Origin of the sequence: Lactiplantibacillus songbeiensis (assembly GCF_005405125.1) — a bacterium.
In the GTDB taxonomy this organism is placed as follows: domain Bacteria; phylum Bacillota; class Bacilli; order Lactobacillales; family Lactobacillaceae; genus Lactiplantibacillus; species Lactiplantibacillus songbeiensis.
In genome coordinates, this window is record NZ_BJDL01000022.1 from 19,043 (window position 1) to 31,637 (window position 12,595).

General features: G+C 45.7%; 10 protein-coding genes. 3 read left to right on the forward strand and 7 right to left on the reverse strand.

From position 1 onward, the window contains the following. Positions 1-197: 197 nt before the first annotated feature. A complete protein-coding gene (locus tag FFM77_RS09105; protein WP_137635461.1) occupies positions 198-761 on the reverse strand; it encodes a TetR/AcrR family transcriptional regulator in 564 nt (187 codons plus the stop codon). Positions 762-926: 165 nt separating this feature from the next. Here FFM77_RS09105 and FFM77_RS09110 point away from each other — a divergent pair, with 165 nt between their 5' ends. The 3 genes from FFM77_RS09110 (at position 927) to FFM77_RS09120 (ending at position 4,718) form a co-directional block, all read left to right on the forward strand. Next, on the forward strand, positions 927-2,372 hold the full coding sequence (locus FFM77_RS09110) for an MDR family MFS transporter (RefSeq protein WP_137635462.1): 1,446 nt from the start codon (positions 927-929) through the stop codon (positions 2,370-2,372). Beyond that, complete coding sequence (locus FFM77_RS09115) at positions 2,369-3,085, forward strand: DUF4811 domain-containing protein (protein WP_137635463.1); 717 nt, start codon at positions 2,369-2,371, stop codon at positions 3,083-3,085. The genes FFM77_RS09110 and FFM77_RS09115 overlap by 4 nt, the downstream gene beginning before the upstream one ends. A gap of 259 nt (positions 3,086-3,344) precedes the next feature. Beyond that, a complete protein-coding gene (locus FFM77_RS09120; protein ID WP_137635464.1) occupies positions 3,345-4,718 on the forward strand; it encodes an NAD-dependent succinate-semialdehyde dehydrogenase in 1,374 nt (457 codons plus the stop codon). A 56-nt stretch (positions 4,719-4,774) separates the two neighbouring features. Here FFM77_RS09120 and FFM77_RS09125 read toward each other — a convergent pair whose 3' ends face one another. From FFM77_RS09125 to gatC, 6 genes are all read right to left on the reverse strand, one after another. After that, entirely contained in the window at positions 4,775-5,917 is a 1,143-nt protein-coding gene (locus FFM77_RS09125) for an MFS transporter (protein ID WP_137635465.1), read from the reverse strand. 663 nt (positions 5,918-6,580) lie between these two features. Then, positions 6,581-7,951 carry a 23S rRNA (uracil(1939)-C(5))-methyltransferase RlmD gene (gene rlmD / locus FFM77_RS09130; RefSeq protein ID WP_137635466.1) on the reverse strand — a complete coding sequence of 457 codons (1,371 nt, stop codon included), beginning with the start codon at positions 7,949-7,951 and terminating at the stop codon, positions 6,581-6,583. 187 nt (positions 7,952-8,138) lie between these two features. Then, positions 8,139-9,155 carry a diacylglycerol kinase gene (locus tag FFM77_RS09135; RefSeq protein ID WP_137635467.1) on the reverse strand — a complete coding sequence of 339 codons (1,017 nt, stop codon included), beginning with the start codon at positions 9,153-9,155 and terminating at the stop codon, positions 8,139-8,141. 213 nt (positions 9,156-9,368) lie between these two features. After that, on the reverse strand, positions 9,369-10,793 hold the full coding sequence (gene gatB / locus FFM77_RS09140; RefSeq protein ID WP_137635468.1) for an Asp-tRNA(Asn)/Glu-tRNA(Gln) amidotransferase subunit GatB: 1,425 nt from the start codon (positions 10,791-10,793) through the stop codon (positions 9,369-9,371). Continuing rightward, positions 10,794-12,257 (reverse strand): Asp-tRNA(Asn)/Glu-tRNA(Gln) amidotransferase subunit GatA, encoded by a 1,464-nt coding sequence (gene gatA, locus FFM77_RS09145; protein ID WP_137635469.1) that lies wholly within the window; start codon positions 12,255-12,257, stop codon positions 10,794-10,796. Continuing rightward, positions 12,257-12,571 (reverse strand): Asp-tRNA(Asn)/Glu-tRNA(Gln) amidotransferase subunit GatC, encoded by a 315-nt coding sequence (gene gatC / locus FFM77_RS09150; RefSeq protein ID WP_137635470.1) that lies wholly within the window; start codon positions 12,569-12,571, stop codon positions 12,257-12,259. Before gatC ends, gatA begins: the two co-directional genes overlap by 1 nt. Positions 12,572-12,595: the final 24 nt, after the last annotated feature.

Below are 12,595 nucleotides of genomic sequence, written 5' to 3' on the forward strand. Positions count from 1 at the left end.
TTTTGATTAGTTGCTTTTAAGCGCGATGTTTCAAGGCAAATTTACTGTGACCTGAAGTTTTGAGTCGTGTTTTTGTTTTGCTGAAACGTGTTCGGTCCAACTGCCACTTCCGCTTGCTACGCCAGTCAATCATCCCGGAAAGTTCACCGGCAGCATTGCCTAGCTAGGCAATGCTCAGTGGCAACCCGTTGGCCCTCTCACTCTTTAGGCATATGCGTCTGATCAATCGCCAACTGCATCGTCTGTGTAAACCGCTTGTCCAAGGCTTCTTGTGACATCGTAAAGAAGCCCCCGATTTCTTGAATAATGAACCCAAATAAAGCTGACCGGTACAAGGTATTTTCAACCCGAGCACTGTCATCTAATTGTAATGGTCGAAACATGTCTTGGTACATCTTGACCAAGGCTTTCCGGGTCCGTGGAATTTTTAATGAATCGTTCATGTCTAACATGACTGGCGTTAAGCCCTTATGCCGTTCACAAGCGACCCGGAATTCTTGGGCGAATACCATTAAGGCGGCATCGCCTTCGACCCCGTCCATCTTTTCATTTAATTGGTCGGTCACGCCTTGAATAAATTGAATACCGACTTGGTCGAGTAAATCACTCAAACTATCAACATAGTTATAAATCGACTGTGGTCGTACATCTAAGACGAGCGCCAAGTCACGGATTGTTAAACCATTAATACCCTTGGTTTCAATTAGTTGGTTAGCGGTTGCTAACACTTTCGCCTGGGTTAACGTTCTTCTTTTAACCATTGTTTTTCCCCCACCCTCAAAGTTGATTCGTTAGTTATTATACCGCATTTTTATAATTTTTATTGTGTTCATGCAGTCAAACTATTTAAATTTTTAGTTAAAAGGCTTATAATAACGCTAAACTGATTTAATAAGTTTATTATGAAAGATAAATGAGGCGAAAAAATGGTTGATACAACTGGTCATCGTTACAGTCAATTGTGGCTGACGCTGACCTTGATTTTAGGGACTTTCTGTACCGCACTGACCACGAATATGCTGGTTACCGCGTACCCGACACTAATGACAAAATTTTCAATTTCCAGTGCTACCGTCCAGTGGTTGACGACTGGCTCCTTGTTAGTGATGGGAATTATGATTCCCGTCAGCGCTTGGCTGCTCAATAATTTTAGTTTACGTGTCATTTACGTGGCCGCCCTCAGCTGTTTTCTCGGCGGTCTGATTATTAGTTATACCGCGACTAACTTTCAGCTGATTCTACTAGGTCGATTAGTCCAAGCCTTGGGAATTGGGATTACTTTTCCAACGATTCAGACCGTGCTACTCGTCATTTATCCCCCGGAAAAGCGGGGCACGATGATGGGACTTGGCGGGATCGTGATTGGCTTAGCCCCCGCCCTTGGTCCGACCGTTTCTGGCTGGATCTTGGATAATGCCAGTTGGCGGGACCTCTTCGGGATGATGATTCCACCAGTAATCGTTGTCTTGTTACTAGCCATCTTCACCGTTAAACCAGTGATTCCACTGAAGAAATCACCACTAGATGCGGGCGCAATTGCCTTATCAACGCTGGGCTTTGGCAGTCTGCTCTATGGCTTTTCATCAGTCGGTAATTCTGGTTGGGGCGCCCCGATTGTTTGGGGCAGCATTATTGTCGGCATCCTGTTAATTACCGGGTTCGTTTGGCGTGAATGGCCGCAAGCCCAACCGTTGCTCAACATTCGACTATTAAAAGTGCCATCATTTACGATTGCGTCCCTCATTACAGCGCTAGCTAATACAGCTATGATTGGGATTCAAGTCGTCCTGCCGATGTACTTGCAAAACGTACGCGGATTAACGCCTTTACAATCAGGTTTAATGATTCTCCCCGGAGCCCTCTTATATGGGGTCATCAGTCTGGTTAGTGGGCGCGCTTATGATCATATTGGCGGTCGCCGGTTAGCCTTAATGGGCATGTTCTTATTAACATTGGGCACATTACCCTTTGCCTTTTTAACGCAACAGACGCCTTATCCCTACATTTTATTCGAATACATCGTCTTAATGAGCGGGGTGGCGTTAGTCGCCATGCCATTAACGGCAGCAAGTTCCGTTGATTTAACTGGGATTCAGCTCAGTCATGGCACCGCCATTAATAGTACCATGCGTCAAGTCATGACCTCGATGGGGACCGCAATCTTAGGCAGTGTCTTGACCAATGTCACGAATCAAGCGAAACCTGCCGCAGCCTTACTTACCCACGCCCCACTAGCCTACCGGGACCAACTATATACCGCCGCTATGCAAGGCTTTCACGCCGCTTTTTTAGTCGCAACGGTTATGGGAATTCTGGGTTTAATCCTAGCCGGGCTTGTTAAAAAGCCGCAGAAAGCTCAGGTGATCAAATGATTTTAATATTGCTTATGCTGGGTTTGCTCGGCTTTATCGTGGGCTTTCTAGCATTAAAACACCGGGCACAACGGTGGATTGTTGGGGGCGCTAGTCTCCTAATCTTAGTCATGGCGGCCAGCTTAATGATTGGCAACGATACGCAACATTGGGGCATGCAACCGGTCACTAAAACGACCACGACACCTTTGCAGTCTGCGGTCAAAAATGATTATGTCTCACTACTACTGTACCAACCGATTAAACACGCGACCACTGAAAAAGTCTACGTTTATCGGCCAGTGAATCAGACGAAACGTCAACATACGGCAGCTGACTTGACGACGCACGTCACTGTTCAAACGTCGAAAGCCAACACCGCGGTCTTAACAACCAAGACCACGCGTTGGGCGTATCGTAACGCGGCTTGGCGGTGGTTATTCAGTGCCACTGGCAACCATACAACGTTGATCAAGCGTCGCCAAATCTTTAGTCTGCCAAACCACTGGGCCACCTTAAGTGTCAGTCAGGCGCAATGGCTGGCAAAACAGGCCAAAGCCCTGAAAGCAACCGAACAGACGACGATGGCAACTAAAGTCAAGCAATTACGGAGCGCTGATCCGAGTCTAAGTGCGACGCAGGCTAAGGCTCAGGTTGAACGACAACTCAACCAACAAACCCCCAGTGTGCTTGCTAAACTCATTAAACAAGCCCAACAACAGTCTAAATATTAATCCGAACCAAAGACCATTAGCTGGTCAACTTAACCACCAGCTAATGGTCTTTTTATAACTCATCTGGTCGATAAAAATAACTATACCAATTTTAAATCAATTTCACCACAACCCTAATAAAGACACCGGATTGCCGATAACGCGATTAATAATTACAACGCTTTCACTTGACTTTGACCCCCTTGAACGGGTATTTTAGAAGACAAACCCGGTTAGAAAACGATTTCATAAAGACAAATCAGACAAAGGAGCAATTAACATGGCATACCAAACAATCAATCCATATACCAATGAGCTTTTAAAAACGTATTCAAACACCACTGACGCCGAACTCGAACAGGCTTTAGCCAGTGGTCACCAACTATACCAACAGTGGCGTACGGCCACGCCAAGCACCCGTGCGGCCACCTTACACCAACTGGCTACTTTGATGCGGACTGAGAAGCATCAACTGGCCACAGTTCTAACAACCGAAATGGGTAAGTTGATTGGTGAAGCAGAAGCAGAAGTCGACCTTTGTGCCGATATTGCCGACTACTTCGCAGCGCATGGCGCGGACCTGTTAGCCCCCACCCCACTAACAACTGATGCCGGTAAGGCTTATTTTGCCAAGCAAGCTGTCGGCATTTTAGTGATGGTCGAACCGTGGAACTTCCCTTACTATCAGATTATGCGAGTCTTTGCACCCAACTATATGGTCGGTAATCCGATGATTTTGAAGCATGCCTCCAACACCCCTGGTTCGGCGGCCGCCTTTACCGATGTCGTCACCCGGGCTGGTGCCCCTGCTGGTAGTCTGACCAATCTCTTTATCAGCTATGACCAAGTCAGTGCCGCGATTGCTGACAAGCGGGTGGCAGGCGTGGCCTTAACTGGTTCGGAACGTGGCGGCGCCGCCGTTGCCCAAGAAGCCGGCGCTAACTTGAAGAAGTCAACGATGGAACTCGGTGGCAACGATGCTTTTATTATTCTAGATGATGCCGATTGGGACTTAGTTAAAGAAATTGCGCCGCAAGCCCGCCTATTCAATAATGGCCAAGTTTGTTCAGCCTCGAAACGTTTCATCGTGATGGCTGATAAATATGATGACTTTTTGGCTTATCTAAAGGCTGAATTTGCCAAAGTCAAACCTGGCGATCCGCTTGATCCGGCAACCACTTTGGCACCGATGAACTCAGCACGCGCCAAACAAAAGTTGCAAAAACAAGTCGATGCGGCGATTGCTGCAGGCGCACACGTTTACGCTGGCAATCAGCCAATCGACTTTCCCGGCCAATTCTTTGAACCGACCATTTTAACCGATATTACAAAAGACAATCCGGCTTTCGATGAAGAAATGTTTGGCCCCGTTGCTGCAGTCTACAAGGTTAATTCCGAAGCCGAAGCCATTGCTTTAGCCAATGATTCTAGCTATGGTCTCGGCAGTACGGTCTTCTCACAAGATGCGAAGCGCGCTGACCGGGTTGCCCAGCAACTAGAAGCTGGGATGACGACAATTAACCGCGCTTGGATTACGGCACCGGAATTACCATTCGGTGGCGTTAAACATTCTGGCTACGGTCGCGAATTATGCGAATTAGGGCTGAATGCCTTTGTCAATGAACATTTGATTTTGAATGCTAGTGAAAAGTAAAGGCACCAAAAAAATGGTCGTGCGACTGAAAATCCGTCGCACGACCATTTTTAATATCATCCTAACTGATTTGCTGAGCGACTAGCCCTTAACGCCACACCAATATAACCCAATGCGACCAGCGCCAATACCCAAAACATGCCTTGATAAGTCACCCCTTCGACTAGCCAGCCTAAGCTCACGGCACCTAATCCCATACCCAAATCATAGGCATTTAAAAACATGCCCGTCGCAGTATCCCGATTATCAAGCGTGGTGACTTTAAACAACCATGCTTGCAACGTTGGATAAATCGCCCCATCAGCCACGCCGTAAAAGATCCCCGCAACAATCAAGAGCCAATTACTAGTCACCATCGCAATCAGTATAACCCCAATCAACAGTAAGCCTGTGCTGATCATTAGAATTAGCCGAGGTCCCCGCTGATCAAAGGTCCGGCCAACAATCGGTCGAATGACGACGCCAGCAATCGCAGCAACGAAAAAGAAGCCCGAGATAGCTGTTAAATGCCGTAATTGAGCATAAATGGGCGTAAATGTCATCACCCCGCTCATTAGAATCCCTAAAATAAAAACGAGACCACATTGGGGTAAAAACTGCCGATCAAAAATCGGCGCTTTAACAGTAGCCTGTACACGCCGAGGCTTAGTCGTCGTCCCTAAAATAGCGACCAAGGCTGCGGCTAAAATCCCAATACAAGTTAAAAAAAAGGCTTGAAAGGAATAATGTTGAACGACGGCTAATGCTAGTAATGGCGCTAACGACGCGGTCACCATCGTGCCAATTCCAAAGTAACCCATCCCCTCACCAATCTTTTGGTGCGGTAATTCATCCGCAGCCGAAGTGGCAAAATAAGTGGTGGTCAGGCCATGACCTAACCCGTTGAATAATCGCAATAAGACCAACAATCCAAAACTACCAAGTAACGGATAACCGACCGCAGCTAATAAATACAAGAGGATACCCACCATCAATAAAACTTTTTTAGAAAATTGATTCGAAAACCACGGTACAAATAATCGCGTGACTAGTGCTGCGAACATAATCGCACCGACAAAAATACCAATCTGGCCAGGTGTTAATCCCAACTTTTTCCCATACAACGGCAAAACTGGGACCTGCATGTTGTAAACCATAAATAAGAGTGCATTCCCAATTAAGATTAAAATAAAATTCCGATTCCAATACGATGTTTCCATAGCTATTTCCTCCCCAAAAGACAAAAAAGGCGACCAGAAAAGATAGTTTAAACCATCTTATCTGGCCGCAGCCCTCCGATACTCAGACGAGTACCTTATCTAACTTATAAGTCTTCCGAATTAATTATTTTGAATTTAAGATAAAGTCTACCGTATTACTCATTGAAAAATCAAGGACAATTTTCATGAACGAAGGGATAAAAACAGATATAGTCCTAAACGTTTGGTACTAGTAAAAATTGCCGCCTGCCGGTTGGTTCCTAAAACGCTGGAACGCCATGGGCCATTTTGAAGCCAAAGCCCGGTCTTCAAAACTGACCTTGGCCTAAGTCCGAGCAAACCACTCGCACTAAGGCCAACGACACGGCTGAGCGTTTTAGGAACCAACCTCTCGGCTAAATGACCGAATTGAAAATAATCAATCGCTAATTTTTTAATAGCCATTAATTAACGCCGGGCGGGCCAGAATTGGCTCAGTGGTGTCGTTGATCTTAGTTGTCTGATTTTGGGCAACTTAGATCAAGCCCGGCTTGCGAGACCGCACTTTGGCTCGCAAACGTGGCCACCACGTTCCAGCCGATTCTGGACCAACCAGAGTGGCACTTTTTATACTCATGAACGAAAAAAGCAAGCCAACTAACTGTCGGCTTGCTTTAATCAGATTTAGTCGCGTTCTAAGACGGTTACACTTTCAATATGTGGTGTTTGTGGGAATTGGTCCACTGGCTGAACCGGCGCACAAATGTGGTAGCCGTGTTCACCAAAACGTTGGACATCGCGTACTAAGGTCGATGGGTTACAGCTAATGTAAACCACGCGCTTTGGCCCCATTTCAGCGGCACTTTCGATAAAGGCCGCATCCAGACCTTTACGTGGCGGATCAACGACAACAACATCTGGTTTGATGTCATCTTCCGCCCACTTAGCCATTGCTTTTTCAGCACTATCCAAGACAAACTTCACATTGTGGATATCATTCTTGTCAGCGTTTTGACGAGCATTGTCAATCGCTGCTGGTACAATATCAACCCCATAAACTTGCTTGGCATGTTGCGCCATCGTCAGTGAGATGGTCCCAATCCCAGAATAAGCATCGATAACCGTTTCATTGCCAGTCAAACCAGCCTTGTCGATCGCCAATTGATACAACTTTTCAGTTTGTTGGGGATTAACTTGGTAGAATGATTGTGCTGAAATAGCGAACGTTAACCCTAATAATTGATCATCAATGGTTGATTTACCCGCTAACACGTTGTTAACTGGCCCTAAGATGACGTTAGTCTGCTTTTGGTTGACGTTCTGGATAATGCTGACTACTTCAGGTAAAGCGGCTTGAATCTCCGATACGACCACGTCAGCCATTGGCAAATGTTTCGTCCGCGTCACAATCACAACCATCATTTCATGGCTGTAGTAACCACGCCGAACCATGATCGTCCGAATCGTCCCACTATGATGAAATTCATCATAAGGGGCTTCATGGTATTTCCGTAAGATATCCCGAATAACCACAATAGCTTGGTCAATTGCTGGATCTTGAATATAGTAATCTTCAATCGGCATTAATTGATGACTATTCTTCTTGTAAAAACCAGTCGTCAATTCGCCTTGGACTTTCCGAACTGGCACTTGCGCCTTATTCCGGTATTGGGTTGGATTTTCCATTCCAATGGTTGGTAAGACTTCCACATCATCCATATGCACTTTGGCAAATAATTCAGCGATTTGATGTTGCTTGAACTTCAATTGTTCGCTGTATTCCAAATGTTGCAAGGGTGCGATCCCAGTTTGACGGTAGACCCGGCCTTTAGGGTTGACCCGATGGGGGCTGACTTGCTTGATTTGTTCGACATCACCAAACGCAAAGTTTTTGGTCGTCTTGGTCACTTTAACTGAGATTTTTTCTTCTGGTAATGCATTATCGATAAAGATTGGGTAATTATCGACTTTCGCCACACCCATCCCTTGATAAGTTAAGTCCATGATATCAACATCTAAGACTTCACCTTTATAAACTGGTAAATTTACTTTCATGAAATTCCTCGTTTTTCTTTCTTGACTAGTTTAATTATTTTATATAAACAGGTTTGTTCACCTGACGGATTTAGTTGAAACGCCCTTAGATTAGGCAACCAGGACCACTCACTAGTTATCCCATCGATTCAGGTCGTTAAAAAAATTACCGTTCACCATTGTATCGGTAAACGATAATTTAAGCAAGCTATTCAGTTTCCGTTTCTGGTCGATCAGCTGGTAATTGATCGACAGCCGAGACGAAATTCCGTTCAGCGTTTTGCAATTCAGAATCTGAATCCGTAATGGCGTCTTCTGGAATCCGATCCGTATCGGCAAAGAATTCAATATGCTGTTTGAAGTCTTTAAACGTCATCGGCGCATCGCCACCGTATTCGCCATCTAAGTTGATCATTAATCGACCCTCGACCGGCTTAGCGACCACTTTATTGGTCTTCACATAAATGATACTTGGATCATTAATATGCTTCCCACCGTTCAAGACTAAGGTCATCAAATGCAGGATTTTCGCTAAATTACTGGTCTTCACAATAATCATCGTGAACTTACCATCATCTAACGAGGCATCCGGTACAATCTTTTCAAAGCCACCGACTGAATTCGTCAGCGCTAAGAAAAACATCGAGGCCTTACCTTTAAAATGGCCGCCATCATACTTCAGGTCCATCTCAATTGGTTTAACCCGTGGCAGTAATTCAGCCCCTTTGGCCAAATAAGCCGCGTAACCAAAGATTGACTTTAATTGTGATGGCACATCGTAAGTCAGCTCAGTCAGCATCCCACCAGCCGCAATGTTGATGAAATACTGTTCCCCGGCTTGACCGATATCCATCTTAACCGTTTGTTGCTTTAAAACGACTTTCGCCGCCGCGACGGGATTATCACGGGGGATGTGTAACGCCCGAGCATAGTCATTCGTCGTTCCAGCAGGGATAATTGCCATCTTAGGCCGCCGCTTTAAGCCGGCTAACCCATTGACCACTTGGTTGATGGTGCCATCGCCACCGGCTGCGACAATTAATTCAAACCCATCTTTGGCACACCGGCGCGCTTCGTCAGCCGCCGAATTTGGGGTTGGCGTGGTCGCATAAGCACTGGTCTCGTACCCGGCCTGTTCAAAGATCCCTAAGATTTCAACTAGATCATGGGCTAAGGCCTCACGTCCAGAAGTCGGGTTATAAATTAGTCGTGCCCGTTTACGCATGTTACTTTCCTCCGCGTCCTGTCTTTTTTGTTCTGTGTCTTAACTTACCGTTGCTTGGTCAGGCGGTGGTTGGCCGCCTAGTGGCCGATTGGCTGAAACGTGTTCGGTCCAACTGCGCCCTGTGCTTGCTACGCTATCTCAACCACTCGGAAAATCACCGAGTAATTGAGATAGCTAGGCAATGCTCAGGCGCAACCCGTTGGCCCTCACACTCTATCTAGCTTGCAACGAAGCCATCAACAACTTATTAACAACCTTCGGATTAGCCTTACCATGGGTCTGCTTCATAATTTGACCCACTAAGAAACCGACTGCCCGGTCTTTACCATTCTTAAAGTCATCAATTGATTGTTGGTTATTTTCCAAGACATTATCAATAATTGGTTGTAATTGTGCTGGATCTGACAATTGGACTAAGCCCTTGTCATTGACCCACTTAACTGGATCTGAACCAGCCATGATGGCCTTGAAGACTTTCTTGGCAATCTTGCTAGAAATGGTTTCATCGGAAATCATCTTGATCATGCCAGCTAAGTTTTCTGGCGTTAACTTGGTGTCTTGTAAATCAACTTTGTTTTCGTTCAAGAAGGCATTAACGTCCCCTTGTAAGTAGTTTGAAGTCAACTTAGGATCAGCACCTTGAGCCACCGTTGCGTCAAAGAAGTCTGACATTTCCTTAGTCTGTGTTAAGACGCCCGCATCGTAAGGGGTCAGCCCAAAGTCGTTCACATAACGATTGCGACGTGACCCTGGCATTTCAGGAATCGTCGCTTTAACGTCATTGATCCAATCATCGCTGATTTCAACGACGGGGATATCTGGTTCTGGGAAGTAACGGTAATCATCGCTACCTTCCTTGACCCGCATCAAGATCGTTTTACCGGTAGTTTCATCGAAACGCCGGGTTTCTTGTTGCACTTGGCCACCTGACATTAAGACCCGTTGTTGCCGTTGTTCTTCATATTCCAAGGACTTCTTAACGTAATTAAAGGAGTTCAAGTTTTTCATTTCAGTCTTAACGCCATAGGTATCGGAACCGGCCGGCCGAATCGAAATGTTGACATCGACCCGCATTGAGCCTTCTTCCATCTTAACATCAGAAACACCGGTAAATTGAATCCGTTGACGTAAGGCTTCACAATAAGCATACGCTTCGGCTGGTGAACTGATATCAGGTTTTGACACGATTTCGATCAAAGGCGTCCCTTGACGGTTCAAATCGACATATGAATGAGTGCTGGCATGGGTGTTTTTCCCAGCATCTTCTTCAATATGCATTTCTTCAATCCCAATTTTCTTCTTTTGACCATCCACTTCAATTTCAAGCCAGCCATCATGGGCTATCGGCTTTTCGTGTTGGGTGATTTGGTATGCTTTCGGGTTATCTGGGTAGAAATAGTTCTTCCGATCAAAATAAGTTTCTTGTTCGATTTCGGCATGTAAGGCCGTTGCCGCTTTAATCCCAGCTTCAACCACGCCTTTATTGGCCGTTGGTAAGACCCCGGGATAGCCCCAGTCGATCACGTTCGTGTTGGCGTTAGGTTCTGCACCGAATTGCACGGGTGATGGACTAAAAATTTTGGAATTGGTTTTTAATTCAACATGGACTTCAAGTCCGATCGTCGTCACAAAATTCATTTAGTTCGTCCCTCCTAAATCTGGGGTCGCCTGATGAAAATCAGTCGCTTGTTCAAAGGCATAACCAGCCTTGTAAAGCGTACTTTCATCAAAAGACTTACCAATTAATTGTAACCCAACTGGCATACCATCAGCTAAACCAGCTGGAATTGACATCCCAGGTAAACCGGCTAAGTTAACCGGAATCGTCAAGACATCGTTCATATACATCGTGACTGGGTCAGAGATTTCATCACCAATCTTGAACGCAGGAGTTGGTGCAGTCGGCCCGATGATTAAATCATAGTCATTGAAGACCTTATTAAAGTCATCAATAATCATCGTCCGCACTTGGCCAGCCTTGTGGAAGTAGGCATCGTAATAGCCAGCTGATAAGGAGAACGTCCCTAACATAATCCGACGTTTAACTTCATCACCAAAGCCTTCAGAACGACTGCGAACATAGACGTCTTCCAAATTCTTCACATCTTGAGCGCGGAACCCATAGCGAATCCCATCGAACCGTTGTAAATTAGATGAAGCTTCAGATGACGCGATGATATAGTAAGCTGAAACCCCATAACGACTATGTGGTAACGAGACTTCTTCAACCGTGGCCCCTAAGTCTTCGAATTGTTTGACCGCATTTTTAATGACTTCGCGGACTTTAGGATCAATCCCATCGCCCATATATTCTTTTGGCAATGCGATCTTCATACCCTTAATATCGCCAGTTAAGCCAGCGGTAAAGTCAGGGACTTCCCGCTTAGAAGACGTACCATCATGCACATCATTACCCGCAATCAGGTTCAACGCCGCAGCATTATCTTTAACCGTCCGCGTCATTGGTCCAATTTGATCTAATGATGATCCGAAAGCAATTAAGCCCCAACGAGAAACACGGCCATACGTTGGCTTCATCCCAACGATACCGTTAAATGACGCTGGTTGACGAATCGAGCCACCGGTATCAGACCCATAAGCGACCGGTACTTGACCAGAAGCGACTGCAACCGCTGAACCACCGGATGAGCCACCAGGAACGCGGCTAACATCCCAAGGGTTTTTGGTGACTTTAAAGGCTGAGTTTTCAGTTGACCCACCCATGGCAAATTCATCCATGTTGGTCTTACCGACAATGACCATATCATTCGCTAACATCTTGTCAACGACCGTGGCATTATAAACTGGCACAAAGTTTTCCAACATCTTGGAAGCCGCCGTCGTCGTTAAGCCTTTGGTCACAATGTTATCTTTGACCCCAACAGGAATCCCAGCTAACAAGTTGTCAACATTGATCCCTTTGGCATCGATAGCTTGGGCATTTTTCAAGGCCGCATCAGCATTCAAGTTTAAGAATGCATCAACTTTAGCATCGGTTTTTGCCATATTGTCAAAGGTTGCTTGGGTCAATTCGGCTGCACTGATTTTTTTAGCAACTAAATCAGCATGCAGACTCGTTAAATCTTGGTTGAAAAAGTCCATTATTCGCCGTCCCCGCTTTCGTCAATAATTGTTGGTACTCGGATTAAGCCTTCTGCCGTTTCAGGCGCATTCGCTAATAGCGCTTGCCGTTGGTTACTTTGAACGGCAACGTCATCACGTAAAGCATTCCGCCGATCGTTAACTTGCGACGTTACGGGTACCCCAGTCGTATCAACTTTGCTTAATTCTTCAAACATGCCAATAATTTTTTCCAACTGACCAGTAAACATGTCTAATTGGTCGGGGGTAAATTCGAGCTTCGCGAGTTCCGCGACATGCTTAACTTGTTCGGCATTAATGCGTTCTTCAGCCATCAAATTTCCTTCTTTCTTAATCTT